The organism is Ferrimonas gelatinilytica (genome assembly GCF_039544205.1).
Classification (GTDB): domain Bacteria; phylum Pseudomonadota; class Gammaproteobacteria; order Enterobacterales; family Shewanellaceae; genus Ferrimonas; species Ferrimonas gelatinilytica.
In genome coordinates, this window is record NZ_BAABLF010000013.1 from 41,952 (window position 1) to 66,610 (window position 24,659).

Consider the following 24,659-nt stretch of genomic DNA (forward strand, 5'->3'; position numbering starts at 1 on the left):
GGCCGCCATTTTTGGGTGGGAGCATCATGCTCCGAGGTTTTTTACGATGACGCGGGCCGTCATCTCTTCCTGTTATTTACCTTTACTGAACCACACCACCTCGGTGCCTGCCGATGGGAGAGATGTCAGTGCGCCCATCGTTTCGTGGGCGATCTGCGCTGGTGTCATCGGTGGATTGTGATAGCGGGGCCACGCCAGTGCCGGAGCCGCCGCCAGGGGTTTACCGACCTGGGATTGGGGCATCCGATTGGCGCTCGCAAACATCGGTAACAGCCTCCTATCTGTGGCAAATAATCTTTTGTAATAAAGGTGGTTTGATGCTTCGACGGTGTGACCAGGGGCGGGCTTTCTCCACCCGATTGGCTCGTTACGGGTCACTTCGGGCAGAGAGCGACGTCGCCTGTGCGGGTACGTTGGCCGCGATCAGAGTGGGCGCGTCGGGAACGGCGTAGCGGTGGTGAGGGAGGGAACTTGTTCCCGGGCACAGGAAAGCCACGGGCGGGGTATGGGGTCGAGGTGTGGACAGCTAAGCACCTATCCCACTGTGCCCCTGAGTACTTTGCGCCCCGATTTTTGGGGGTAACGGCGATTCAGACGAACTCCGTGAAGGTCGTTTGCCTAGCGCTCCACCCAGTGCAGCCCCTGCTCGGTGGCGATGCCGTTCAGGGGCACATCCCAGTGGGCCGCATACAGCTTCTCCACCCGCTGGCAGCTGTGTGCCAGGCCTATCAGGGTGGGGCGCAGATCCGCCTCGACCCCGCCGAGGGTTCGGTCGTAGAAGCCGCCGCCCATGCCCAGACGATTGCCATTGTCATCAAAACCCACCAAAGGCATCAGCACCACATCGAGCTCCTGCAGGGGGATCAGCTCCGGCTTGGCCAACTGTGGTTCGGGAATGCCGTATCGGTTGGGGAGCAGAGGCTGGCCCGGCTCGTAGCGCTGGAACAGCAGCTGATGATCGTTGAACGGGTGCATGACAGGAAGGGCGATCTGCTTACCGCGGGCGAAGAGCACCTCCGCCAGGATGTGGGGATCGATCTCCCCGTCGGCGGCCATATAGAGTGCCACCTGGCTGGCGTGCTGCAGCAGGCTGTGATCCGGAAGGTGGCTGGCCAGGGCGATGGCGGCGTGTTTCTGCTGGTCGTGACTGAGTTGTCGGCGGGCGGTGCGCAACTGCTGGCGCAACTCATCTCGGCTCGGGGTCATAGCGGATCCTTGACGGCACAACGTAAGCGTTAAGAGTGAATCCCCGGCAGCGGAAAGGCAAGAGTGCCGTTGGCGAGGCCGAAGAGAGGTCGCCGGTGGCAGAGGCGCGAAGCAACACACTGCCTGTCGGTGACCTGCTCCCTGATGGGTCAGGGGCCCTGTCACAGAAAAGCGCCGATAGTGCAAGATTGCTGGCAGTCTGACCGCCTCATTTATCGCTATATTGCCTGCCAACGTGATGGAAATAAGCGAGATAGGTGTTGAGATGACGAAGAAGAGTGCCGACGACCTGCGCAGTCGCCGCTGGTTCGGTTCCGGGCCCAAGTCTACGGAACACACGGCCCACGCGCTGCAGGCGGGTTACAGCCGGGAAGAGTTCGAGGGCCGTCCGATGATCGGCATCATCAACACCTGGAGCGACATGAACCCCTGCCATGCCCACCTCCGGGAGCGGGCGGAGTCGGTCAAGCGTGGCGTCTGGCAGGCGGGGGGCTTCCCGGTGGAGCTGCCGGCGATGTCCCTGGGGGAGGGCTACGTCAAACCCTCCTCCATGCTCTACCGCAACTTCCTGGCAATGGAAACCGAAGAGCTGCTGCGCTGCCACCCCATCGATGGGGTGATCCTGCTCGGCGGCTGCGACAAGACCACCCCGGCCCTGCTGATGGGGGCGATCAGCATGGATCTGCCCACCATCTACTGTCCCGCCGGGTTCACCATGGGGGCGACCTTCCGCGGCGAGCGTTTCGGCAGCGGCACCGGCGCCTTTCGTTGGGCGCCGGAGCTGGTGGCGGGCAACCTCTCTCTGGATGAGTGGCAGACCCTGGAGCAGAAGATCTGGAGCTCTCCGGGTACCTGCAACGTGATGGGCACCGCCTCCACCATGACGGCGCTGGCGGAGGCGATGGGGATGTCACTGCCCGGCGCCTCCTCGGTTCCGGCGATGGACTCCCGGGGCCACCAGTTGGCCGCCGCGGCTGGCCGCCGGGTGGTGCAGATGGTGTGGGACGATGTGAAGCCCAGCGATATCCTCACCGACCAGGCGATCATCAATGCGGCCCGGATCAGCGTGGCCCTGGGCGGCTCCACCAATGCCGCCATCCACCTCATCGCCCTGGCTCGCCGCGCCGGGAGTGCCTTCAGCCTGGAGGATTTCGATGCCATCGGCCGACAGATCCCGGTGCTGGCCAATGTTCAGCCCTCCGGCACCTACATCATGCATGAGTTCTCCGATGCTGGCGGTCTGCCGGCGCTGATGACCCAGCTTTCGGATCACCTGCACCTGGACTGCATGACCGTGGCTGGTACCACCCTGGGTGAGAATATCCAGGGCGCCAGGGTCGTCGACAAGGACGTCATCCGCTCCCTGGATAACCCGGTGGCCACCGAGGCACTGGCGGTACTCAAGGGCAACCTGGCCCCCAACGGCTGCGTGATAAAGCCCAGTGCAGCCAGTGCGCACCTAATGCAGCATCGTGGCCGGGTGGTGATCTTCGAAGATGCCGATGACCTGGCTGCCCGTATCCACTCGCCGGATCTCGAAGTGGATGAAAACAGCGTTTTGGTGCTGCGCAACGTCGGCCCCCAGGGGGGGCCCGGGATGGCGGAGAACGGTATGATCCCGATCCCCAAGGTGCTGGCGGAGAAAGGCGTGCGGGATATGGTGCGGATCAGCGACGCCCGCATGAGCGGCACCAGCTTCGGCACCTGTGTGCTGCACGTCAGTCCGGAGTCCTGGATCGGCGGCCCCCTGGCCCTGGTGCGGGAGGGGGACGAGATCGAACTGGATGTGCCCAACCGCACCATCCACCTGTGTGTCAGCGACGGGGAGCTGGAGGCCCGCAAGGCGGATTGGACGCCACGGGCGCCCCACTACCAGCGCGGCTGGGGACTGCTGTTCTCCCAGAACGTGAATCAGGCCCACGAGGGGTGCGACTTCGACATTCTCTCCAGCCGGGCACCAACGCCGGAGCCGAAGATCCACGGCAAGATCTGATCCCGTGGACAGGTTGAAACAAAAAAGAGGAGGGCGCCGATGGGCGCCCTCTTTTTTATCCCTCGGGCGATAGCAGCCGCGCGATCTCAGCTCTTCTCCTGTTCGCCATGGTCGCCTATTCGCAGACACCCAGCCGGTAGATCTGAAGGTGACTCGCCTGAGTGGACTGAACTTTGATGCGCGCACTGCTACAGTGGCCCAATGCTGAGCCCCGAGGGCACACGGCGATGGACTTCACAGTGAATAAACGAAATCGTAAAAGGAACCGATTTATGAAGGTATTGATCGTTTTAACCTCACATGACCAACTGGGTGACACCGGCGAGAAAACGGGCTTCTGGTTGGAGGAGTTTGCCAGTCCCTATTACCGTCTGGTTGACGCCGGCGTGTCCGTGACCCTGGCGTCCCCCCAGGGCGGCCAGCCACCGCTGGATCCGAAAAGCAGTGCGCCGGATTTCCAAACCGATGACACCCGTCGCTTTGAAAACGACAGCGCTGCGCAGGAGAGGCTGGCGAACACGGAGAAGTTGGCAGAGATGAACGTGGCGGACTTTGATGCCGTCTTCTATCCCGGTGGTCATGGTCCCTTGTGGGACCTGCACGGCAATGAGGACTCCATCCGCCTGATCGAGGGGTTCATCGGTGCGGGCAAACCGGTGGCGGCGGTGTGCCATGCGCCCGCAGTGCTGCTGAAGGCCAAGGATGAGAACGGTGCCCCCCTGGTGAAAGGCAAGCGAGTGACAGGATTCAGTAACTCGGAAGAGGCCGCCGTCGCCCTGACCGACGTCGTCCCCTACCTGCTGGAAGATGAGCTGAAACAGTCCGGCGGCGCCTACGAGAAGGGCGAGGACTGGCACCCGTTGGTGGTTGTGGATGGCTTGCTCATCACCGGGCAAAATCCCGCTTCATCCGCCGCCGTGGCCGACGCCCTGCTCAAAGCGATCAAGTAAAACAGGCCGGATCCTAAGGGTCGGGATCGACCACTGAGGTTGACCCGGCCTTAGGGCTCCAGAGTCCGTGGGGGGCAGCACTTCGCTTGGCTTTCTAGCCTTCAGAGCCCGGAAAAGCCCGTGAATTGGAGGTTAAAGCGGGACTGGATGCCGAGTTCGTCTGCTCAGACCTTTACAGTTTCGAGCGGGCACAGCCCATGCCCTACGAGATGGTGTTCACCTCTTACGGTGCCATCTGCTGGCTGCCTGACTTGAGCCGCTGGGCCGAGGTGATCGCGCCCAATCTCGCTGTTGGCGGCCTGGAGTTTCACCCCATCTACGATCTCTCGGCCGGGTACGCCTATTTTACTCGGCAGGTGCCCGATGTGGAGGAGGAGGCCAGTTACACATAAAATGGCGTGGATGCGGTGGCGCCGCTGGCCACCTGGGCGCATCCGATGTCGAGTGTCATCAACGCCCTGATTAGTGCCGGGATCCAGGTTGAGCGTGTCAACGAGTATCCCTTCAGTCCCTACAACTGTTTCGATGGCATGGTGAAGCAGGCGCCGGGGCGTTTTACCCTGAGCCACAAGGGCAACGAGGTGGCGCTGGTCTACAGCATCAGTGGGCGCAAAGTGGCCGGTTAGTCTTTGCGAAGCGCGGGCGACGCGAAATGAGCCCGCCCGGGGGACGATATGAACCGCCCGTTATATTGCGTACTCCACCGCCTTCGCGGCGTGTATGGCCGTGGTATCCAACAACCTGACGTCAGTATCGGCCTGACTCACCAGGATGCCGATCTCCGTACAGCCGAGGATAACGGCTTCGGCGCCTTGGGCTGCCAAGGCATCAATGATGCGCAGATACTCTGCCTTTGACGAGGCCTCTGTTTTGCCCAGGCAGAGTTCTTGATAGATCACCTTGTGGACGGTGGCCCTGTCGGCTTCATCGGGCACCACGACTCGAAGCCCGTGCTGGTGAGTCAGCCGCCCTTTATAGAAATCTTGCTCCATGGTGAAGGCGGTGCCGAGCAGGCCGACGGTCTTAATCCCCTCATCCACCAGGACCTCTGCCGTGGCATCGGCGATATGAAGCAGTGGGATCCCAATGGCGGCTTCAATGGCGGGCGCCACCTTGTGCATGGTATTGGTGCAGATGAGCAGGAAATCGGCGCCGGCGGCCTCAACCTTCATTGCCGCTTCCGCTAACCTCTCTGCGGCTTGTTCCCAGTCGTCGTCCTGTTGCAGCCGTTCGATAGGGTCAAAGTCGATGCTGTAGATGGCGATCTGCGCCGAGTGCAACCCGCCTAGGGCCTTCCTGACACCTTCATTGATTGCCCTGTAGTAGCCAAGGGTGCTTTCCCAACTCATGCCACCCAGGAGGCCGATGGTTTTCATTGTTGCGGTCCCGAATTGTTAGAAGAGAGGTCCACGACTGATAGCAGATTTAATAGGTGAGTACTGTCACCGAGCCCAGCAATCAAAAGCCAGGCAGGGCGACAGTTTGGATGCAGTGTTGGAACTCCTGATTGTTTAAGGTTCAGGCTATGAGCTCCTCTGAAGGCCGCGTCGATTTCGTAGTCTAAGGCTGAGTAACCCAAGGGCAGAGAGCCATAACCAGTCAAGGGAGCCACCGCTGTCTTCTTCTATTACCTCAATAACAAATTTTGTAGAGGAGGTTAAACCGGCAGGATCGGTTGCCGTTGCGATTACGGTGTATATGCCTAACTTGCTTGGTTGCCCCGTGATATAGCCAGCATCATGTATCATTCCTGGTGGCAAGCCTGTGACTGAGAACGTCATTCTGTCCCCATCAGGATCAGAAAAAACATGCTGAAGATAACCGCCGTAAGCTTCTCCAATATGCATCACCTGTCTGGCAACAGGTGATGCAATTGGTGCTTCGTTTACATTAGTAAGCTGTACATCAATAGGAAGGTGGATCTGCCAGTTACCTTCAGTGAGCCTAAAGGACGAACGGCCTCCATCACTCGACATTACATCAGACTTTGATGGTTTAAAAGCATCAGGTTTTTCCCAGTCCATAACCAAAGGATCTGAGTTATTATTAATGTAAAATTCCAGTTTGGCATTGCCATAATTTACTAGGTACTTTTCAGGTTCGAAGGAAAACGCATCAAACTGTGTGGCAGTCATTTTCTCAGGTAATGTTTTGATTCTCACTTTAGGAAGTGGGCTTTCAATAGCCCTCATCACACGATTGCCAAATGTTATGGCAACATCGTCAAAATAAATTTTGTTACAGCAGGAGATTGAATGCCATAGTGTGTATTTGTCGGTATAATCCAAATTAAACATGCGACTTGGCATGGCAATAAGCTTATCCTCCCCCACCCAGTGCGGTGTCTTTGTTATTGATTCTTTTGTATCATTAACCTTTATTTCACCACTATCAACATTCAAGATGTAATGTTTAAGGCTCCGCTCTTCCCAGACAATGAAGCCATTATTATTTGGGGCAGTTATAGCATCAAGCGAGGAGCCCGCATTTGGTATTTCCCAAGTATGGGCAATTTCAAATTCTTCTCCCGACCAACTCCAGTACTCGACCATACCACTATATTTAAATAAAATTCCACCTTCATCACTGGCAATGACTTTAGCCCCATAAGGAATTGCTAAAGTGATGCAAGAGTCTATGACAAGATCGTTAATGCCACAATAAATTATTTTTCCATCAACGTTGATAACAGTGAGTGTGCCACCTGAAATAACATGCAATCCTTGAAAGTGTGAAAAATCTCCAATATCGATATGATTTTGATCAATCACTTGACTTCCATCAGATGACACCAAATGAATATAAATATCCATATTGGAAGAATAACCTGAACCTGCCGATGGAAATTTCGTTGATGCAACAAGGTAGCCATCAGGATGTGGCTTTACTTCCTTAAGTTTTGTTGGGTTACCTTGCCATTCTGGAAGGATGGTAGCTTTCAAATTGACATCTGCGGGTTCCAAAACTTCAATTATTTGAGCACCGTAGTCCGATTTTGTAATCGCATGTCTTCCATCAAGATATTCGGCTTCAAAAAGGTCTGGGGTCCCAATCTTGCGTGAATTAACCCATTTAGCCTCAGAGCAGTCTAAAGATAGTTTTAGATTATCAAACCAAAATTCAGATCCATCATTAGGATTCGCAATAAGTGCTGAATAACTTAATCCCCTGTTTTCAATTCCTGTATGTTCAGTCAAGTCAAAAAAACACTTTTGCTGTAACTTTGAGTTCGTTCCGTCGCGACTAAAAAGGCTGACTTGCTGGCCATTGAGGCTTAATGCTGCGAGATATTCACCTGACAAGTCATAGGCGACATTTCGATAATAGCAGTCAGCGCAGTTTACTAATCTAACGGCTTCAGCATTGGGTCCACCTTTGATGGAAATAGACCATATCTCTCCGGCATGGGCAACTGTCAATTCATCATAAGCCGCGCTGTATGCCTTAAAGCTAGAACCTATCGGCAGGGTGATTTCAATGGCATTATTATAATAGCCATTTGAGTCGGCAACATAGTGAAGAATTTTACCTCCAGCAGGGACAATGATATCATTGTCATCGCTAAACCATAGTTTTGTGTAAACCTTTAATTCATCTGGGAAAGTATGAACCTGTATCCAACTATCCTGTAAAAAATCATAAATTGTTACTTGACCTTCGGAGGCTTTAACGGCGATCCGATCTCCTTTTGAGTTGCTCCAGACATTATCCAAAGAGGTATGGTTGGGTAAGGAGTAAGTAACAAGATTCTTTATGTCAGGATAACCATCTTGGTCATAAGGGATCCTGACTAATTTTTCATAGCTACCTGATGAAGGTTCGTATAACGCAAGAATTCCATCATCCAGAACAGCAACATGCTTTATGATGCGAGCATTGCTTGGAACCTCTGTGACATGAATAACTTTCCAACCACTCTCTGTCAATTCTAATACCGGAACCAGTCCAGGTTCATATTGAAAGTATATATTATTGAATTTCGGGCTCGGCATCGAATTAATTACCGGCTTAAAGTTATACAATGGACTGGCATTTGCAATCCCTGCCAATACAAACAGCATCCATGCTAGATTTCTCATATGCTCTCCTGAGTTGATAGATTTCAATCTTAGACATTACCATGTTGTAGACAGTCGGCGAATACCCTTTGTGTTTAGAGGAGTCTATGGCCGCCTTGTGGGCCGCCTTGTGTCTAGCCCATGGTAGCAGCCTATTCTTATTCAGATCACCTATCTCGTAGTTCAAATGCTCTGTTTGAAGGACCTCAAACAGAGATGACACTAACCTCAGGCTGATGAAGTTTTGTTAAAACCAAGAACTAAAGAAGAGCTCAGATCGGAACTCGTCGTTCCATGTGCTTTTCGCATCTTGCTGGGTAGGCTTGCTTTTCGAGGGGCAAACAACAGTATTCCCATTACCCAGAAAATTGAGCTGTCAAGGTTCTGTAGCGTCAGTTGGGTTAAAGCGGTTTGATTCGCAGTGGATTGCTATGTCCCGGGCTGCTGGGTTTTCGGAACCAGGAATCAGTAAAGAACAGTCTCTCTATCGGCGATGGAGGGGAAGGGAAAAGGGGGAAGGTTGCTCTCCGAAGGTGCCGCTGCGGACTGAAGCCCTTGAACCGTAAGTTCAAGGCGGGAACCCAATCCATGCTTTCGGCTTCTCGGACAGGCCGAGCGTGCACAGCCGCACAGTTTAGGCCCCCTGGGGTTTTAAGCATCGGCCAGGGACATACACCGCTGGCGAACACTCCAGAGAGCGAAACAGAGTGTAGAAAAAAGCGTTCGCTTTGTCCTAACCCTGTGACCCAGTGTAGGGAGCCTCAGATACCGGTTCAACTGATTTCGGCCCCGAATCCAGCCGTTCGGCCAAAGCCTGTTCAATGGTGGTTTGCAACAGATTGATTCTCTGCTGCATTTGCTCCTGTTCCCGACGCTGCCCCTGTTCCACCTGAAGTAATTCATGGGTGAGGTTGAGGGCGGCCATCACCGCGAGCTGCTCCAGGTTGCCCAGTCCGGTTCGCCGCTTCAGCTGCTCCATGCGCCGGTTCAGGTCCGCGGCCACCAGCTGCAACTGGTGATTCTGGTCGGGTGGGCAGGCCACGGTAAAGCTTTTTCCCAGCACATGAATGTCGATAGTGTCTTTGCTCATCTTGGCACCGTGTGAAGTCTGTTTAACGCCCGGGAGGGCAGGGGTCGCTTTCTGGAGCGTACCGCGGCGCCATGATAGCATGGCTGCGACTCTTAACCTCGGAACTTCTTGCCATGAAAAGCAACACGCCCTTACTGCTCAACAAGCTACAAACTGCTCTGGACAAAGAGGAAATCGCCGTCCTGCCGGCAGAGGTCCATGGTGTCCTGACCGGCCTGGTCTGTGGTGGCGTGTCGATGGAGAACAATGCCTGGCTCAAGCCCTTCCTGGAGCTCACCAACGATGGTCAGCCGATGTCGGAGTCGCTGACCGCCACTGTCCGCGAAGTCTATAAAGACGTCATCAACTCCCTGGTCGATCCTGAGCTGACCTTCATGCCGCTGCTGGCGGATGAGGATGATCCGCTGGCGGATCGCCTGGAGGCGTTCATCAACTGGACCCAGAGCTTCCTCACCGGTCTGGCCTATATCCAGCCGGCGCTGGACAAGGCCTCGGCGGATGTGCAGGAGTTGATCCAGGATTTGACCGAGTTCACCCTGGTTGAATTGGAGGTGGAGGAGAGCGAGGAGCATGAGGAGGGTTTCGACGCCCTGATCCAGCATGCCCGCATCGCCGCCTGGGAGTGTTTGCGCGAGTTCCGGGGTCTGCAGGACGAAGACAGCGCACCTAAGACGCTGCACTAAGAACGAGAACAGAAAAACAAGGAGTAGCATCATGGATATTTACGCCCAACACCGTCGTCGCCTTATGGATCAATTGCCTGAGGGGGCGGTCGCCCTGATCTACGCCGGGGCGGAGTGCACCCGCTCCAACGACACCGAGTACCGTTTCCGCCAGGACAGTGATTTTTTCTACCTGACTGGCTTCAATGAGCCCGACGCGGTACTGATACTGCGTCCGGGACAGGTGCCGGAGACGGCGATCTTCGTTCGTCCCAAAGATCCCCTGATGGAGACCTGGCACGGTCGCCGTCTGGGGGCCGAGGCCGCCCCGAAAGCCCTGCGCGTGGAGGAGGCCTACCCGCTGTCGGCGCTGGATGAGGTACTGCCCCGGCTGGTCAGCGGTGCCCAGGTGCTCGCTTACCGTCCGGGCCAGAGCGAGCGTGAAGACAGCCTGGTGTCCAAACTGCTGCAGCAGCTGCGTAACGGTCTGCGCCAGGGGCTGAATGCGCCGGTGAGCATGCAGGATCTGCGTCTGCCCCTGCACGAGATGCGTCTGCACAAGAGCGATGCGGAGTTGGCTATCATGGCCCGCGCCGGTGAGATCAGTGCCCGAGCCCACTGCCGGGCGATGCGCGCGGCCCGCCCCGGTGCGTTTGAATACCAGCTGGAGGCGGAGATCGCCCACGAATGCGCCATGGCCGGAGCGGTGGATATGGCCTACGGCACCATCGTCGGTGGCGGCGACAACGCCTGCATCCTTCACTACACCGAGAACCGTGACCCGCTCAAAGCCGGTGACCTGGTGCTGATCGACGCCGGTTGTGAACTGGAGGGCTACGCCGCCGACATCACCCGCACCTTCCCGGTCAGCGGCCGATTCAGCCCTGAGCAGAAGGCGCTGTACGAGCTGGTGCTGGAGGCGGAGAAGAGCGCCATCGCCATGCTGGCCCCGGGGGTTTCCATCAAGGACGCCAATGACAAGGTGCTGCAGATCCTGGTCTCCGGACTGGTACGCCTTGGGATCCTCGAGGGTGAGGTGGACGCCCTGATCGCCGAGCAGGCCTACAAACCTTTCTTTATGCATGGCCTGGGCCACTGGCTGGGGCTGGATGTGCACGATGTGGGGGATTACCACCATGCCGATCGCCGTCGTCCCCTGGCCCCGGGTATGGTGCTGACCATCGAGCCGGGCCTCTACATCGCACCGGATGCCGACGTTGATGCCAAGTGGCGGGGGATCGGGATCCGTATCGAGGACAACGTGGTGATCACCGCTGAGGGGCACCGGGTGCTGACCGACGGGGTGCCCAAGGAGATCGCGGATATCGAGGCCCTAATGGCCGGGGATCGCGAGGCGGCATGAGTCAGCGTTTCGATATCGCCATCGTCGGTGGTGCCATGGCCGGTGCCACCCTGGCGCTGGCGCTGTCGGCCCAGCGTCGCCCGGATGGCGGCCGCTGGCGCATCGCCCTGATCGAGTCACAGCCTCCCGGTAACGGGGATCACCCCGGCTTCGACAGCCGCGCTATTGCCCTGGCGCAAGGCTCGGTTCGGCGACTGGCCCAACTGGGGCTCTGGCCGGCACTGGCGGCCCACGCCGCTCCCATCGAATCGATCCAGGTCTCGGACCGGGGCCACTTTGGTGGCCTCACCCTCGATGCGTCCGAGTACCAGGTGGATGCCCTTGGGCAGGTGGTGGAGCTGGAGCGGGTCGGGCCGGTGCTGTGGCAGCGGCTGGCGCAGAGTTCGGTGCACTGCTTCTGTCCGGACCGGGTCGCCACCCAAGATCAGCAGTCCGACCACGTGGCGCTGACCCTGGACTCCGGTGTCGTCATTAAGGCGGCACTGGTGGTGGGGGCCGACGGAACCCAATCCGCTGTCCGCCGGGCAGTGGGTATACCGATGTCGCGGCAGGATTATGACCAGACGGCGGTGATCGCCAACATTCAGACCGAACAACACGGCACGGTGGCCTTCGAACGCTTCACCCCGGAGGGGCCTTTGGCGCTCCTGCCGATGTGCGAGGGGCGATATTCACTGGTGTGGGTGCAATCACCCGCAGAGGCAGAGCGTCGGCTCCAGCTCGATGAGGCGGCGTTTGCCACCGAACTTCAGCAGGCCTTTGGCTACCGCTTGGGGCACATTGAGCGGGTGGGGCAGCGCGCGCACTACCCGCTGGCGCTGTGCCAGGCCGAGTCGGTGCGTCACCATCGCTGCGTGCTGGTGGGGAACGCGGCGCAGACTCTGCATCCCATTGCCGGACAGGGCTTCAATCTGGGCCTGCGGGATGTGGATACCCTGGCGGCCCTGCTGTCGCAGGCGCTGCAGGAGGGGGCCGATCCCGGCGCCTTCGTCCTGCTTCAGGCCTATGAGCAAGCGCGCGAAGCGGACCGAGGTCGGACGATGAACGGCACCGACGCTCTGGTGCGCCTCTTCTCCAACGCGTCACGGATGATGGCCCTGGGTCGCAACAGCGGCCTGCTGGCGATGAACCTGTTGCCTGGCCTGAAGCACGCGCTGGCCCATCAGGCGATGGGCTGGCGCGACTGAGGGGGTTGCCCTTCCCAGTTCCTAATTAACACCTTAATCGCCCGGCAGCCGGGCCCGGAGTCACCGGGTCTTGCGGGCAGGAAGAACAGAGATGATCCAAACCCACTCTTTTGATATCGCCGTTGTTGGCGGTGGTATGGTCGGCATGGCCACCGCCCTGGGACTGGCCGAAGCCGGCTACCAGGTGGCGGTGATCGAGCGGGCCGAGCCGCAACCGGTGAGCGGGGATCCCCGCCTGCGGGTCAGCGCCATCAACCGTGCCAGTCAGCGCTGGCTTGAGTCACTCGGGGTCTGGGCCCGGCTGGATCCGGCCCGACTCTCCCCCTACGACGCCATGGCGGTGTGGGACAAGGACAGCATCGGCAAGATTGGCTTCGATGCCGACTCGCTGCAGGAGCCGGATCTGGGCCATATCGTCGAAAATGACGCCCTGGCCTACGCCCTCTGGCAGCAGAGTCTTGGGCAGGAGCGGATCCGTCGCTTTATCGGCACCCCGGAGCGTTGGGCCCAGGGGGAGCGGGAAGCCTGGCTGACCCTGGACAGCGGCGATATGATCACCGCCCGACTGCTGCTGGCCGCGGACGGAGCCAATTCCTGGCTGCGTCAGCAGGCGCAGATCCCCCTCACTTTCCGTGACTATGGCCATCATGCCCTGGTGGCAACCATCGAATGTCAGCAACCGCACCAGCGTATTGCCCGCCAGGTGTTCCTGCCGGATGGCCCCTTGGCGCTGCTGCCGCTGGCGGATCCCCACCGCTGCTCCATCGTCTGGTCACAAGCGCCGGATCAGGCGGCTGAACGGGCTCAAATGGCTCCGGACGCCTTTGGGCAGGCGCTGACGGTGGCCAGTGACGCGCGGCTCGGTGCCCTCTCACTGGTTTCGGAGCGAGCGATGTTCCCCTTGACCATGCGTTACGCTCAGGACTTTGTCCGGCCGCGCCTGGCGCTGCTGGGGGATGCGGCTCACACCATCCATCCGCTGGCGGGGCAGGGGGTGAACCTGGGACTGGGGGACGGCCTCAAGCTGGTGGAGACGCTCTCGGCGGTGCGCGGCAGCGATTGGGATATCGGCGATGAGCGGCTGTTGCAGCGCTATGGCCGCGCCCGCAAGGCAGCCGCTCAGGAGATGCTGGCGGCGATGGAGGGGCTGCGTTGGCTCTTTGCCGGCTCGCACCCGCTGAAGAAGGGGTTGCGGGACCTGGGTCTTAACTTGGTCGACCGGGCGGGGCCAGTGAAAAACCAGCTGCTTAAAAAGGCCCTGGGCCTCGACGCTCGCTAAGCGGCGCCTTTGTCATCCGGGCCGCTTCAACGGCCCGGCTTTTCTCCCTCAATCCCTAAGCCCTATTGCTCGACCCGTGCTCGACGCACCCTCTTATATCCCTCCCTAGTTCCCATTTCCCAGTTCTTGAGTTCCCCTTTTGGCATACGGAGATGCACACCTAAGACGCTGCTCCCCGCGACCGGTACGCCCCCAATTTTCCCTTCCATCAGCTTCCATCGGCGCCGTCGTGGCAAATCTGGTAGACAGGGAAGCCTCCGGGCTGTGATCTCGGTGGTATACATGGAGAGTGTGACCGGTATAATGCGGCGCAATTGCACGATGTGAGCCGCGTCCCAACTCGCTGGCGGGTTGTGATCGTTGCTGCTTTGACCTCTCTAGGGATTTGATATGGCAAGCAAGACAGTTCTGTTTGAAAAACATCAGGAAGCCGGTGCCAAACTGGTTGATTTTCACGGCTGGGAGATGCCCCTGCACTACGGCTCACAGGTGGAGGAACACCACCAGGTGCGCCAGGACGCAGGCATGTTCGATGTCTCTCACATGACCGTGGTGGATGTGGAGGGCGCGCAAGCCCAACCCTTCCTGCGCCGCTTGCTGGCCAACGACGTGGCTAAGCTGACCCTGCCGGGCAAGGCCCTCTACGGTGGGATGCTCAACGAACAGGGTGGGGTGATCGACGACCTCATTACCTACTACCTTTCCGATACTGCCTACCGCCTGGTGGTCAACTCTGCGACCCGGGTGAAAGACCTCGAATGGATGGGGCGTCAGGCCGCCGGCTTCGACGTAACCCTGACCGAGCGCCCGGAGCTGGCGATGATCGCGGTCCAGGGCCCCAACGCCAAGACCAAGGCCGCGCAGGTCTTCACCGCCGAGCAAAATACCGCTGTCGAGGGGATGAAGCCCTTCTTTGGTGTGCAGGCGGGGGATCTCTTTATCGCCACCACCGGCTACACCGGCGAAGCCGGCTACGAAATCGTGGTGCCGCAGGAGCAGGCACCGGCCCTGTGGCAAGCCCTGCTGGAGGCGGGCGTAAAGCCGGCTGGCCTCGGCGCCCGGGACACCCTGCGCCTGGAAGCGGGCATGAATCTTTATGGCCAGGACATGGATGAGTCCGTTAATCCGCTGGCGGCCAACATGGGCTGGACCATCGCCTGGGAGCCGAGCGATCGCGATTTCATCGGCCGCGAGGCCTTGGCGCAGATCAAGGCCGAGGGCACCGATAAGCTGGTGGGCCTGGTGATGACTGATAAAGGGGTGCTGCGTGCCGGCCTGTCGGTGTTCTTTACCGATGCCGAGGGCAACGAGCAGCAGGGGGTGATCACCTCCGGCACCTTCTCACCGACCCTGGGTCATGCCATTGCCATGGCGCGGGTACCTAAAGGGATCGGTGAACAAGCAGAAGTGGAATTACGTAAGAAGCGCGTGGCGGTACAGGTCGTGAAGCCCTGTTTCGTCCGCAACGGCCAGAAAGCCTTCTAATTAAGGGGTAGCAAGTTATGAGCAACATTCCATCCGAACTGAAATTCGCCTCGACCCACGAGTGGGTTCGCCCTGAAGGCGACGGCGTTTACACCATCGGGATCTCCGCCCACGCCCAGGAGCTGCTGGGTGACATGGTGTTTGTTGAGCTGCCCGAGGTGGGTGACACCGTGAACGCCGGTGACGACTGCGCCGTGGCGGAGTCCGTCAAGGCAGCGTCCGATGTCTACGCCCCGCTGACCGGTGAGGTGGTGGCCGTCAACGAGGAGCTGGAAGACTCCCCGGAGCTGGTTAACAGCAACCCCTTCGACGATGGCTGGTTCTTCAAGGTGAAGATCAGCGACGAATCGGAGCTGGATAACCTGCTGGATGCCGACGCCTACCTCGCGAGCATCGAAGACGAGTAAGTTTGCTGCCCTGGCAAAGCCCCATTTTTCATGGGGCTTTGTGCTTTTATCAGTGGCGGGTACCGCCGCCGTTGTGCCTGTAAGAGTGAGATGTGATGAACACGTTGCATGCCCTGCTAAACCAAGATGAATTTTTGTCTCGCCACATCGGTCCGGACGAGGCCGAGCGCAAAGCGATGTTGCACGCCATTGGCGCCGACAGCCTGGAAGACCTGATCAACCAGATCGTGCCCGAAGCGATCCGCAGTGCCGAGCCCCTGGGGCTGGCGGCCCCGATGTCCGAGGTGGACGCCCTGGCCAAACTGCGCGCCCTGGCTGACCAGAACGAGGTGCGCAAGAGCTACATCGGCATGGGGTACTACCCCACCCATGTGCCCCATGTGATCCTGCGTAACGTGCTGGAGAACCCCGGCTGGTACACCGCCTACACCCCCTACCAGCCGGAGATCGCCCAGGGCCGCCTGGAGGCGATCCTCAACTTCCAGCAGATGACCATGGACCTCACCGGTCTGGACTTGGCCTCCGCCTCCCTGCTGGATGAAGCGACCGCCGCCGCTGAAGCGATGGCGCTGGCGAAGCGGATGTCCAAGAACAAGAAGTCCGAGCTGTTCTACGTGGCCGATGACGTCTTCCCCCAGACCCTGGATGTGGTGAAGACCCGCGCCGAGCAGTTGGGTCTCGAGGTGCTGGTGGGCCCCGCCAAAGAAGCAGCCGATCACGACATTTTCGGCGCCCTGCTGCAGTACCCGAACCAGTTGGGCTCCGTCGAGGATTACCAGACCCTCGCCGAGGCGATCCACGCCAAAAAGGCCCTGGTCTGCGTGGCCTCCGACCTGTTGGCCCTGGTGAAGCTGCAAGCTCCGGCCCAGTGGGGGGCGGACGTGGTGTTTGGTTCCGCCCAGCGCTTCGGCGTACCCATGGGCTACGGTGGCCCCCACGCCGCCTTCTTCGCGACCCGCGACGCCTTCAAGCGCTCCATGCCCGGCCGTATCATCGGCGTCTCCAAGGACACCCGGGGCAAGCCGGCACTGCGGATGGCGATGCAGACCCGTGAACAGCATATTCGCCGTGAGAAAGCCAACTCCAACATCTGTACCGCCCAGGTGCTGCTGGCCAACATGGCCTCCTTCTTTGCCGTTTACCACGGCCCTGAGGGACTCAAGCGTATCGCCGAGCGCACCCATCGACTCACCTCCATCCTGGCCGCCGGCCTGATGCAGCGTGGGGTGGCAACGGTGAACTCCAGCTGGTTCGATACCCTCACCCTGCAGGTGTCGGATCGAGACGCCATCCTGGCCCGGGCCGATGCTGCCGGCATCAACCTGCGCACCGATCTGGCGGAGACCCTGGGTGTCAGCCTGGACGAGACCACCCGTCCGGAGGACGTGGCCCTGCTGTGGAACGTGCTGCTCGGCGAGGGGCATGGCCTTACCGTGGATGCGGTGGATGAGATGGTGGATACCATCCTGGATCCCAAGCTGGTGCGCAGCACCCCTATCCTGACCCATGAGGTGTTCAACCGCCATCATTCGGAAACCGAGATGATGCGCTACCTGCGCAAGCTGCAGGGTAAGGACCTGGCGCTGGATCACTCCATGATCTCCCTGGGCTCCTGCACCATGAAGCTTAATGCCGCGGCGGAGATGATCCCGGTAAGCTGGCCGGAGTTTGCCAACCTGCACCCCTTCTGCCCCCAGGAGCAGGCCAAGGGCTATCGGGCCCTGGTGAAGACCCTGTCTGACTACCTGCTGGAGATCACCGGCTACGATGCCCTCTGCATGCAGCCCAACTCCGGTGCCCAGGGCGAGTACGCCGGCCTGGTGGCGATCAAGAAGTACCAGGAGAGCATCGGTCAGGGCCATCGTGACATCTGCCTGATCCCTTCTTCCGCCCACGGCACCAACCCGGCTTCCGCCATGCTGGCCAGCCTCAAGGTGGTGGTGGTGGCATCCAACCGTGACGGCACCGTGGACATGGACGACCTGCGCGCCAAGGCCGAAGAGCACAGCGAACGGCTCTCCTGCATCATGGTGACCTATCCCTCCACCCACGGGGTGTACGAGGAGCAGATCGGCACCATCTGCGATCTCATTCATGAGCATGGCGGCCAGGTCTACATGGATGGCGCCAACATGAATGCCCAGGTAGGGATCACTTCGCCGGGCCTGATCGGCTCCGATGTCTCGCACCTCAACCTGCACAAGACCTTCGCCATCCCCCACGGTGGTGGCGGCCCAGGCATGGGCCCCATCGGCGTCAAGGCGCACCTGGCACCCTTCATGGCGGGTCATGCGGTGGTCAAGACCGGTGACGAGCATCAGAATAACGGTGCCGTCTCTGCGGCCCAGTACGGCAGCGCCTCCATCCTGCCCATCAGCTGGATGTACATCGTGATGCTGGGGGCCCGTGGCCTCACCGAGTCCACCCAGGTGGCGATGCTCAATGCCAACTACCTGGCCACCGAGCTGGGCAAGCACTATCCGATCCTCTACACCGGCCGTAACGATCGCATCGCCCACGAGTGCATCATCGATCTGCGTCCCATTAAGGAGGAGACCGGGGTCACCGAGATGGACGTGGCCAAGCGCCTGATGGACTACGGCTTCCACGCTCCCACCATGAGCTTCCCGGTGGCCGGCACCCTGATGATCGAGCCGACGGAGTCCGAGGCCAAAGGGGAGTTGGATCGCTTTATCCACGCCATGATCAATATCCGTGAGGAGATCGCCATGGTTGGGCGGGGCGAGTGGCCAGCGGATAACAACCCGCTGTGCAATGCCCCCCACACCCTGGATGACATCGTGGATCCCGCTTTCGACAGCCGCCCTTACGGCCGTGAGCAGGCGGCGTTCCCGGTGGCGGAGCTGCGGGACAACAAGTTCTGGCCGACGGTGAATCGCATCGATGATGTGTACGGCGACCGTAACCTCTTCTGTGCCTGTGTCCCCATGGACGCCTACCAGGATTGATGGTTTGAGCCGATGAGAGTCCCCCGTCCCAGCAGGGCCGGGGGATTTTTTTCGTTCAGAAGGTTTTGGCGCTTCGACGGACTCGTCCCATGGATGACGCCTGTGCTGGCTAAACCCTGCGTGTTTATCCCCGGATAGGCTAATCAGAACTGGTTCGTCAGTCAGGCCAACGCCAGATGGGCATGGCCTGACCAACGGCGTGTTGAGACCCAGATAAAGACAAAAAGCGAGCCCCCTTTGGGGCTCGCTTTTTTACGTTGACGGCGGTACAAAAAAAGGGCGCGACCCCGTTGGGGGTCAGGCGGTTTCCATGGCGGAGGCCTCGCAGGGGTCGATATGGATTAACACTTCGCGGATATCCGGCCCCTCGGCAAGCAAGCAGGATTCCACCGCCTCGGCGATATCATGGCCCTGGCGAACGCTCAGGTGGCCGTTGACGGTCAGGTGCATATCCACCAGCAGGCCCCCGTGGTAGCGGGTGCGCAGGCGGTGGATATCCTGAACCCCCTTGATGCTGTGGGCCAGGCGTTTGATCTCCCGTGTCACCTCGGGATCGGCGCCGCGCTCGAGAAACTCGTTCAGCGCCGGCAGGCAGATCTTCAGGCCGGCGTGGAAGATGAACAGGGCGATGATCACCGCGCCCACCAGGTCGATCCAGATCAACTGGGGCATCAGCATGGCGCCGATCACGGCGATGGCCGCGGGCAGTGAGCTGAAGGCATCGCTGCGGTGATGCCAGGCGTTGGCGATCACCGCTTTGGAGTTGAGTCGCCGCCCCTCCTTTAGGGTCCAGCGAAACAGAGCCTCCTTGATGATGATGGAGGCCAGCGCCGCCGCCAGGGCGATGAGGCCGGTATCCCGGACGGCCTGGTTGCGCCAGGCCTCCACAGCATCCCAGGCGATACCGACCCCGGCGAGGATCATCATCAGGCCGATAAAGAGGGTAACTGCGGTTTCAAAGCGATGATGGCCATAGGGGTGATCATCATCCGCTGGCGCGGACCAGATGTTAACGCCAACCAGCACCGCGATATCACTAATCAGATCCGACAGACTGTGGATCCCATCTGCCACCACGGCACGGCTGTGGCCGAGGGTGCCGGCGAGGATCTTCACCAGGGCCAGGATGGCATTAAGGACAAAGCCGATGGCGGTGACGCGTTGGACGCCCCGTTTGAGCTCCTGGGCTGACATGGATTCTCCTTGTGATGGATGCGAGCGGATAGGGCCCCAGAGATAGGTGACGAGCACCGGGTGGCCCATTGACACTGACATCGATAACAGTTGGCAACGTAGGGGGTTAGGGCGGGATTATACGTGGCTCAGGGATGGAGAAAAGGTGCAATCGACGGGGCTGTGATGACGGTGGGTAAGGAGTGAGAATGGCTACGATTAGGATCCCGGTTACGGCGCCCGGATCGTCTCCCAAACGGAGGATCTGACGGCGAAACTTGCACCGAACCGGAGGCTGGCATACTCTCCAGCCAATTCACCGGTCATTCGACCCGTTTTCAGGAAGCCATTATGTCCATTATCACCGTGCCCAACGTTTTCACTATCGAGCCCAAGCGTCACCACAAGGCTCGTCACCTGAAGAAGTTTGCCATCGGCCCCTTCGCCGAGACCTGTGTGGAGCTGCGCTTCGAAGCCCCCATCGAGCAGTTCGACGCCCTGGATGATGCCCTCACCGAGCTGCAAAACGAGCATGGCTGGGATCTGTTCATCGCCTACTTCAACAACCGTTACCACGTGGCGGTAAACTTCTTTACCGGCCAGGAAGACCAGGATGAGGTGATCGCCAAGATCAAAGCGGTAGTGGTCCAGGGTTTGGGCAGTGAGCCGACGTTCACCGTGCTGGCGGGCGATGCCAACTACGGCGACTGGGATGCCAGCTACGGCGAGTAACGCCATCGCTCTCCCTTTCAGCAGCCCGCCTCTTTGGCGGGCTGTTTGCGTTTTAAGAGAGATATTTTCTGAAAAAAACGCCTAAATCTGCGTCAGTGCAAGATGGATTAGAGCTTCCGTTTATCCGATCAAGCTCGGTGAGTTGTGTTTCCATCCTCTCGAGTCGCTGGGTCGGAGTCGCAGTCGGCGGTGTCTTGTGCCGTTGGTCAGAGCCGCTATCACCCTCAAGGCCGCTGACCTGCCTCGCGGTGGCAGAGATCTTGAGGGTGATCTGGACGGGAGACGGGTGACACTGGCGGATTAAGACGCTCCAGGGGCGGCCTTGGAGATCTCCACCGAGGGGGGACGTTGCTCGACCCAGTCTAGGAAGGTCCTGGCTACCGGTGAGAGGGGTTTGCCCTTGTGGTGGGCCATGGTCCATTGCGAGAAGATGGGCAGTCCCTCCACCGCCAGTATTGCCAGCCCCGCGTCACCGCCGAAGGCCAGGGTATGGCGGGAGAGGATGGAGACCCCGAGGCCGGACATCACCGAGTGGCGGATCGCCTCGTTACTTTCGACCGTCATCCGGACGTTCAGTTTGATCCCCCGCTGACGGAGGAAGCGCTCCATGGCGTAACGGGTGCCGGAGCCGGGTTCGCGGATCAGGAAGGGGGCGGTGGCGAACTCCTCCAGCGGGATGTGTTGTCGCTTGGCCCAGGGGTGTTCCGCCGATGCGATCGCCACCAGCGGGTTATCGAGGAAGGGGTGCAGCGTCAGGGGCGCATCCAGGGGAGGGTGGCTAAACACGTAGAGATCATCCCGGCCCTCGCTCAGTCGATCGATCACCTGCTGACGGTTGCCCACTTTAAAGTCGATCTCGATCTGGGGGTAACGCTCACAAAAATCCCCGAGCAGGTGGGGAATGAAGTACTTGGCCGTGGTGACCACTCCCAAGCGCAGGGTGCCCTGCTTTAAGCCTTGAAGATCGGCCATGTCCATCTGCAGCCGCTCGAGGCTTTCAATTACTTCCCGCGCAGTGTGCAGGGTCCGCTCTCCGGCGTCGGTCAGTTGCAGGCGCCGGCCGATCTGGTGGAACAGCGGTAAGCCCACTTGATCGGCGAGTTTCTTCAGCTGCATCGAGACAGTGGGCTGGGTCAGGTGCAGCTGCTCGGCGGCACCACTGACCGAGCCGCTCTCCTGAAGGGCCATCAGGATCTCCAGTTGACGCAGGGTGGGTCTGATCCCCATCGCGACTCCTCTACTGTTTGTCGATAGATAGATATATAGATGTTTGTCTATATAAAAATATTGAAACATCAATTTAACTCTATCGCAATCTGGATGCACACTTCCGTCGTCTATCAAAAAGAGGAAACCAAGATGAAATCCCCCCGCATCATCTTTGAGTTCACCGTCGCACTGCTGGTGCTTGGCACCGGTACTGCATTTGCCCTGTCGGGCTTCGTCGGCTGGGGGCTGACCGCTACCGGCGCCCTGTTGCTCTGTGCCAGCGGCCTGTCCTGGATGCAGTCACTGAACCAGTCCCCCTCGACCGTGGTCCAGAAGAGGTAAGTGATGGGCCTGGATATCGTCGTTGCCTTTTTCCTGCTCGGTGCGGTGGCCCAGTGCCTACGGGCGCCGCTCTCCCTGCCCGATGGGCTTTACCAAACCCTGACCATACTGTTGCTGCTGGCCATCGGTCTCAAGGGCGGCATCGCCCTGTCGGAGCACCTTACCCCCACCCTCTTACTGCAGAGCGCCGCGGTACTGGCTTTGGGTATCGTCCTGCCCCTGTTGGCCTTTCCCCTGCTCAGCTTTGTGGGTCAGCTGCCGAGAATCAACGCCGCCACCATTGCCGCGCACTATGGCTCTGTCAGCGTGGCAACCTATGCCGTTGGCGTGGCCTTTCTCGAGAGCCGTCAGATCCCCTACGAACCCTACTTCCCACTTTTCGTGGCGGTGCTTGAAGCCCCAGCGATTGCCGTGGGACTTTGGCTGGCCCGTCAGCGCAAAAAGGGTCAGGGCCATGGTCAACTGGTGCGCGAGGTTTTGCTCAACCAGGGGATGGTATTGCTGCTCGGAGGGTTATTGATCGGCTGGCTGATGAGTGATCAGACCGGGCGCATCATGCCGCTGTTTGGTGACCTGTTCCATGGTGTGCTGGCGCTGTTCCTGCTGGCGATGGGACAGAAGGCGGCCCAGCGCTGGGGCGAGTTGGGCAAAGACGCCTCTTTCCTGGCCAGCTTCGGGGTGGCGATGCCGCTGATTGGTGCGGCTCTTGGTGCGGCCTTGGCCCTGCTGCTGGGGCTAAGCGCCGGCGGGGCAACGCTGCTGGCGGTGCTGGGGGGCAGCGCGTCCTACATTGCTGTACCCGCGGCGTTCTCGGTGGCACTGCCCAAGGCAGACCTTGGCCCGGCGATCACCGCGTCGCTGGGGATCACCTTTCCCTTCAACGTGCTGGTGGGGATCCCCCTCTACAGCGCGCTCATTATGACCTTTTTCCCGATTGCGTAAGGAGTAGTTATGTCGCATTGCCAAGTCAGCATCATCATGGGATCTCAGTCCGACTGGCCGACCATGGAGGGGGCGCTCAAACCCCTGGAGGCATTGGGAGTGGAATATGAAACCAAGGTGGTGTCTGCCCACCGGACCCCTGACCGCCTCTACGAGTTCTGCCAGCAGGCCCATAACCGCGGCATCAAGGTGATCATTGCCGGTGCGGGCGGCTCCGCCCACCTGGCGGGGATGGTGGCCGCCATGACCCACTTGCCGGTGATTGCGGTGCCGGTCAGCAGCCGGGATCTCAAGGGGATGGACAGCCTGATGTCGATGGTTCAGATGCCGCGGGGCGTGGCGGTGGCCTGCCAGGGGATCGGTAACAGCTTCAATGCCGGCCTGATGGCGGCACAGATGCTGGCCCTGGGGGATCCGGCCCTGACCGAGCGGTTGATCGATTGGCGTGTCAGTCAGACCGAGTCGGTGGCCGAGGAGGTGGTGCGATGAAGGTCGCCATCATCGGCTGCGGCCAGCTGGCCAGGATGCTGGCGCTGGCGGGGATCCCGCGGGGGCTGCAGTTCTGTTTTGTTGCCCTGCCTGGTGAGGATCCGGCGCCGGTGGAGGGGCTCGGTGAAGTGGTGGTTTGGTATGGCGAGGAGGCAGTCGCCCTCTACCGTCGCCTGGGCGAGCCAGATCGCTTCACGCCGGAGCGCGAGCAGTTGCCCCTAGGGCTGCTGCAGGGGCTGAACCGTTTGGCCCCGGTCTACCCGTCGCCGGAGTCGGTGGCGATCTGTCAGCACCGTCAACGGGAGAAGTCCTATATCAACGGCTTGGGACTGCCCACGGCGCCCTGGCAGTCGGTGGATGCTCAGACCCACTGGGCTACCCTGGGCACGCAGTTGGGGTGGCCGCTGTTCGTTAAGAGTTGCGAACAGGGATACGACGGCAAGAACCAGTGGCGTTTGAGCGATGAAGAGGCACCTGCGCCGCCCCTGAACGGTGAACAGGCTTACCTGGCGGAGGGCGGCATTGCCTTCGAGCGCGAGCTCTCCCTGATCGCCGTGCGCTCATCCGGTGGAGAGATGGCGTTTTATCCACTGACGGAGAATCAGCACCACCAGGGGATTCTGCGCTGCTCCCTGGCCCCGGCGTCGGCGCTACCGGAAGGGATGCAAGAGCGTGCGGAGCAGATGGCAACCCGGCTGCTGGAGGCGATGGAGTACGTAGGTGTCCTGACCCTGGAGCTGTTCGAGGTGGCCGGTGAGCTGGTGATCAACGAGCTGGCACCCCGGGTGCATAACAGTGGCCACTGGACCCAGAGCGGCAGCGCCACCTGCCAGTTTGAGAATCACCTGAGGGCGATAACGGGACTGCCCCTGGGGTCGACCCAGGCCCACAGTCCCAGCGCCATGGTGAACCTGCTTGGGGTTCACCCACCCCGGCCGGAGCTTTGCCCGAATGCCAAGGTTCATTGGTATAACAAGGCCCTGCGCGAGGGTCGTAAGCAGGGGCACCTGAACCTGACGGCGTCCGATACCCATCAGTTGCAGCAACAGGCCCAGGCTCTGCTTGAGCAGCTCTATCCCCAGGAGGCCGGGGCCGAGTGACCCTATAGGCTATGAAGTAACAA

The 24,659-nt window shown here is 59.8% G+C and carries 23 protein-coding genes and 1 other RNA gene; 16 read left to right on the forward strand and 8 right to left on the reverse strand.

Features of this window, described 5'->3' with window-relative positions; all coding sequences use genetic code 11:
- Nucleotides 1-72 precede the first annotated feature (72 nt).
- Together ABD997_RS10170 and ABD997_RS10175 are read right to left on the reverse strand one after the other, a co-directional pair.
- Nucleotides 73-264 carry a hypothetical protein gene (locus tag ABD997_RS10170; protein ID WP_345316903.1) on the reverse strand — a complete coding sequence of 64 codons (192 nt, stop codon included), beginning with the start codon at nucleotides 262-264 and terminating at the stop codon, nucleotides 73-75.
- 354 nt (nucleotides 265-618) lie between these two features.
- A complete protein-coding gene (locus tag ABD997_RS10175) occupies nucleotides 619-1,206 on the reverse strand; it encodes a 5-formyltetrahydrofolate cyclo-ligase (RefSeq protein WP_345316904.1) in 588 nt (195 codons plus the stop codon).
- Nucleotides 1,207-1,471: 265 nt separating this feature from the next.
- Between ABD997_RS10175 and ABD997_RS10180 the strand changes: the two genes are divergently transcribed.
- The 4 genes from ABD997_RS10180 to ABD997_RS10195 all read left to right on the forward strand — a co-directional run bounded on the left by ABD997_RS10180 (nucleotide 1,472) and on the right by ABD997_RS10195 (nucleotide 4,775).
- The gene (locus ABD997_RS10180; protein WP_345316905.1) at nucleotides 1,472-3,199 is read left to right on the forward strand and encodes an IlvD/Edd family dehydratase; all 1,728 of its coding nucleotides are present in this window, start codon (nucleotides 1,472-1,474) and stop codon (nucleotides 3,197-3,199) included.
- Between the two features lie 272 nt (nucleotides 3,200-3,471).
- A complete protein-coding gene (locus ABD997_RS10185; RefSeq protein ID WP_345316906.1) occupies nucleotides 3,472-4,149 on the forward strand; it encodes a type 1 glutamine amidotransferase domain-containing protein in 678 nt (225 codons plus the stop codon).
- 125 nt (nucleotides 4,150-4,274) lie between these two features.
- A complete protein-coding gene (locus ABD997_RS10190) occupies nucleotides 4,275-4,541 on the forward strand; it encodes a hypothetical protein (RefSeq protein ID WP_345316907.1) in 267 nt (88 codons plus the stop codon).
- A gap of 45 nt (nucleotides 4,542-4,586) precedes the next feature.
- Nucleotides 4,587-4,775 carry a hypothetical protein gene (locus ABD997_RS10195; RefSeq protein ID WP_345316908.1) on the forward strand — a complete coding sequence of 63 codons (189 nt, stop codon included), beginning with the start codon at nucleotides 4,587-4,589 and terminating at the stop codon, nucleotides 4,773-4,775.
- Nucleotides 4,776-4,835: 60 nt separating this feature from the next.
- Here ABD997_RS10195 and ABD997_RS10200 read toward each other — a convergent pair whose 3' ends face one another.
- The 4 genes from ABD997_RS10200 to zapA all read right to left on the reverse strand — a co-directional run bounded on the left by ABD997_RS10200 (nucleotide 4,836) and on the right by zapA (nucleotide 9,297).
- Nucleotides 4,836-5,525 (reverse strand): aspartate/glutamate racemase family protein, encoded by a 690-nt coding sequence (locus ABD997_RS10200; RefSeq protein WP_345316909.1) that lies wholly within the window; start codon nucleotides 5,523-5,525, stop codon nucleotides 4,836-4,838.
- A 147-nt stretch (nucleotides 5,526-5,672) separates the two neighbouring features.
- On the reverse strand, nucleotides 5,673-8,228 hold the full coding sequence (locus ABD997_RS10205) for a putative Ig domain-containing protein (RefSeq protein ID WP_345316910.1): 2,556 nt from the start codon (nucleotides 8,226-8,228) through the stop codon (nucleotides 5,673-5,675).
- 499 nt (nucleotides 8,229-8,727) lie between these two features.
- Nucleotides 8,728-8,907, reverse strand: a non-coding RNA gene (ssrS, locus tag ABD997_RS10210) — 6S RNA.
- Nucleotides 8,908-8,940: 33 nt separating this feature from the next.
- Nucleotides 8,941-9,297, reverse strand: a complete 357-nt coding sequence (gene zapA, locus ABD997_RS10215; protein ID WP_345316911.1) for a cell division protein ZapA — start codon at nucleotides 9,295-9,297, stop codon at nucleotides 8,941-8,943.
- 113 nt (nucleotides 9,298-9,410) lie between these two features.
- On the opposite strand from zapA, the gene ABD997_RS10220 reads away from it, so the two are divergent.
- From ABD997_RS10220 to gcvP, 7 genes are all read left to right on the forward strand, one after another.
- On the forward strand, nucleotides 9,411-9,980 hold the full coding sequence (locus ABD997_RS10220; protein WP_345316912.1) for a UPF0149 family protein: 570 nt from the start codon (nucleotides 9,411-9,413) through the stop codon (nucleotides 9,978-9,980).
- 31 nt (nucleotides 9,981-10,011) lie between these two features.
- Nucleotides 10,012-11,322 carry a Xaa-Pro aminopeptidase gene (gene pepP, locus ABD997_RS10225; RefSeq protein ID WP_345316913.1) on the forward strand — a complete coding sequence of 437 codons (1,311 nt, stop codon included), beginning with the start codon at nucleotides 10,012-10,014 and terminating at the stop codon, nucleotides 11,320-11,322.
- Nucleotides 11,319-12,509: a 2-octaprenyl-6-methoxyphenyl hydroxylase gene (ubiH, locus tag ABD997_RS10230; RefSeq protein ID WP_345316914.1), complete on the forward strand. Its 1,191-nt coding sequence runs from the start codon at nucleotides 11,319-11,321 to the stop codon at nucleotides 12,507-12,509. Before pepP ends, ubiH begins: the two co-directional genes overlap by 4 nt.
- A gap of 91 nt (nucleotides 12,510-12,600) precedes the next feature.
- Complete coding sequence (locus ABD997_RS10235) at nucleotides 12,601-13,788, forward strand: FAD-dependent oxidoreductase (protein WP_345316915.1); 1,188 nt, start codon at nucleotides 12,601-12,603, stop codon at nucleotides 13,786-13,788.
- Between the two features lie 390 nt (nucleotides 13,789-14,178).
- Entirely contained in the window at nucleotides 14,179-15,273 is a 1,095-nt protein-coding gene (gene gcvT / locus ABD997_RS10240) for a glycine cleavage system aminomethyltransferase GcvT (RefSeq protein ID WP_345316916.1), read from the forward strand.
- 17 nt (nucleotides 15,274-15,290) lie between these two features.
- Entirely contained in the window at nucleotides 15,291-15,680 is a 390-nt protein-coding gene (gene gcvH, locus ABD997_RS10245) for a glycine cleavage system protein GcvH (protein ID WP_345316917.1), read from the forward strand.
- A gap of 95 nt (nucleotides 15,681-15,775) precedes the next feature.
- Nucleotides 15,776-18,649, forward strand: a complete 2,874-nt coding sequence (gene gcvP / locus ABD997_RS10250) for an aminomethyl-transferring glycine dehydrogenase (RefSeq protein WP_345316918.1) — start codon at nucleotides 15,776-15,778, stop codon at nucleotides 18,647-18,649.
- Nucleotides 18,650-18,946: 297 nt separating this feature from the next.
- Here gcvP and ABD997_RS10255 read toward each other — a convergent pair whose 3' ends face one another.
- A complete protein-coding gene (locus tag ABD997_RS10255) occupies nucleotides 18,947-19,843 on the reverse strand; it encodes a cation diffusion facilitator family transporter (protein ID WP_345316919.1) in 897 nt (298 codons plus the stop codon).
- A 330-nt stretch (nucleotides 19,844-20,173) separates the two neighbouring features.
- On the opposite strand from ABD997_RS10255, the gene ABD997_RS10260 reads away from it, so the two are divergent.
- Complete coding sequence (locus tag ABD997_RS10260; RefSeq protein ID WP_345316920.1) at nucleotides 20,174-20,554, forward strand: hypothetical protein; 381 nt, start codon at nucleotides 20,174-20,176, stop codon at nucleotides 20,552-20,554.
- A 300-nt stretch (nucleotides 20,555-20,854) separates the two neighbouring features.
- On the opposite strand, the gene ABD997_RS10265 is transcribed toward ABD997_RS10260, so the two are convergent.
- The gene (locus ABD997_RS10265) at nucleotides 20,855-21,781 is read right to left on the reverse strand and encodes a LysR family transcriptional regulator (RefSeq protein ID WP_345316921.1); all 927 of its coding nucleotides are present in this window, start codon (nucleotides 21,779-21,781) and stop codon (nucleotides 20,855-20,857) included.
- Nucleotides 21,782-21,913: 132 nt separating this feature from the next.
- Between ABD997_RS10265 and ABD997_RS10270 the strand changes: the two genes are divergently transcribed.
- The 4 genes from ABD997_RS10270 to ABD997_RS10285 are packed head-to-tail and all read left to right on the forward strand — an operon-like array spanning nucleotide 21,914 to nucleotide 24,636.
- Entirely contained in the window at nucleotides 21,914-22,105 is a 192-nt protein-coding gene (locus ABD997_RS10270; RefSeq protein WP_345316922.1) for a hypothetical protein, read from the forward strand.
- Between the two features lie 3 nt (nucleotides 22,106-22,108).
- Nucleotides 22,109-23,047, forward strand: coding sequence for a sodium-dependent bicarbonate transport family permease (locus ABD997_RS10275; RefSeq protein ID WP_345316923.1), 939 nt, complete (start codon nucleotides 22,109-22,111; stop codon nucleotides 23,045-23,047).
- Between the two features lie 9 nt (nucleotides 23,048-23,056).
- Nucleotides 23,057-23,536: a 5-(carboxyamino)imidazole ribonucleotide mutase gene (purE, locus tag ABD997_RS10280; RefSeq protein WP_345316924.1), complete on the forward strand. Its 480-nt coding sequence runs from the start codon at nucleotides 23,057-23,059 to the stop codon at nucleotides 23,534-23,536.
- Nucleotides 23,533-24,636 carry a 5-(carboxyamino)imidazole ribonucleotide synthase gene (locus tag ABD997_RS10285; protein WP_345316925.1) on the forward strand — a complete coding sequence of 368 codons (1,104 nt, stop codon included), beginning with the start codon at nucleotides 23,533-23,535 and terminating at the stop codon, nucleotides 24,634-24,636. The genes purE and ABD997_RS10285 overlap by 4 nt, the downstream gene beginning before the upstream one ends.
- Nucleotides 24,637-24,659: the final 23 nt, after the last annotated feature.

Excerpts from the sequence above, each read along its gene's own strand:
- ABD997_RS10170 (WP_345316903.1), bottom strand. The coding sequence starts at position 264 with ATGTTTGCGAGCGCCAATCGGATGCCCCAATCCCAGGTCGGTAAACCC.
- ABD997_RS10175 (WP_345316904.1), bottom strand. The coding sequence starts at position 1,206 with ATGACCCCGAGCCGAGATGAGTTGCGCCAGCAGTTGCGCACCGCCCGC.
- ABD997_RS10180 (WP_345316905.1), top strand. The coding sequence starts at position 1,472 with ATGACGAAGAAGAGTGCCGACGACCTGCGCAGTCGCCGCTGGTTCGGT.
- ABD997_RS10185 (WP_345316906.1), top strand. The coding sequence starts at position 3,472 with ATGAAGGTATTGATCGTTTTAACCTCACATGACCAACTGGGTGACACC.
- ABD997_RS10195 (WP_345316908.1), top strand. The coding sequence starts at position 4,587 with ATGTCGAGTGTCATCAACGCCCTGATTAGTGCCGGGATCCAGGTTGAG.
- ABD997_RS10200 (WP_345316909.1), bottom strand. The coding sequence starts at position 5,525 with ATGAAAACCATCGGCCTCCTGGGTGGCATGAGTTGGGAAAGCACCCTT.
- ABD997_RS10205 (WP_345316910.1), bottom strand. The coding sequence starts at position 8,228 with ATGAGAAATCTAGCATGGATGCTGTTTGTATTGGCAGGGATTGCAAAT.
- zapA (WP_345316911.1), bottom strand. The coding sequence starts at position 9,297 with ATGAGCAAAGACACTATCGACATTCATGTGCTGGGAAAAAGCTTTACC.
- ABD997_RS10220 (WP_345316912.1), top strand. The coding sequence starts at position 9,411 with ATGAAAAGCAACACGCCCTTACTGCTCAACAAGCTACAAACTGCTCTG.
- pepP (WP_345316913.1), top strand. The coding sequence starts at position 10,012 with ATGGATATTTACGCCCAACACCGTCGTCGCCTTATGGATCAATTGCCT.
- ubiH (WP_345316914.1), top strand. The coding sequence starts at position 11,319 with ATGAGTCAGCGTTTCGATATCGCCATCGTCGGTGGTGCCATGGCCGGT.
- ABD997_RS10235 (WP_345316915.1), top strand. The coding sequence starts at position 12,601 with ATGATCCAAACCCACTCTTTTGATATCGCCGTTGTTGGCGGTGGTATG.
- gcvT (WP_345316916.1), top strand. The coding sequence starts at position 14,179 with ATGGCAAGCAAGACAGTTCTGTTTGAAAAACATCAGGAAGCCGGTGCC.
- gcvH (WP_345316917.1), top strand. The coding sequence starts at position 15,291 with ATGAGCAACATTCCATCCGAACTGAAATTCGCCTCGACCCACGAGTGG.
- gcvP (WP_345316918.1), top strand. The coding sequence starts at position 15,776 with ATGAACACGTTGCATGCCCTGCTAAACCAAGATGAATTTTTGTCTCGC.
- ABD997_RS10255 (WP_345316919.1), bottom strand. The coding sequence starts at position 19,843 with ATGTCAGCCCAGGAGCTCAAACGGGGCGTCCAACGCGTCACCGCCATC.
- ABD997_RS10260 (WP_345316920.1), top strand. The coding sequence starts at position 20,174 with ATGTCCATTATCACCGTGCCCAACGTTTTCACTATCGAGCCCAAGCGT.
- ABD997_RS10265 (WP_345316921.1), bottom strand. The coding sequence starts at position 21,781 with ATGGGGATCAGACCCACCCTGCGTCAACTGGAGATCCTGATGGCCCTT.
- ABD997_RS10270 (WP_345316922.1), top strand. The coding sequence starts at position 21,914 with ATGAAATCCCCCCGCATCATCTTTGAGTTCACCGTCGCACTGCTGGTG.
- ABD997_RS10275 (WP_345316923.1), top strand. The coding sequence starts at position 22,109 with ATGGGCCTGGATATCGTCGTTGCCTTTTTCCTGCTCGGTGCGGTGGCC.
- purE (WP_345316924.1), top strand. The coding sequence starts at position 23,057 with ATGTCGCATTGCCAAGTCAGCATCATCATGGGATCTCAGTCCGACTGG.
- ABD997_RS10285 (WP_345316925.1), top strand. The coding sequence starts at position 23,533 with ATGAAGGTCGCCATCATCGGCTGCGGCCAGCTGGCCAGGATGCTGGCG.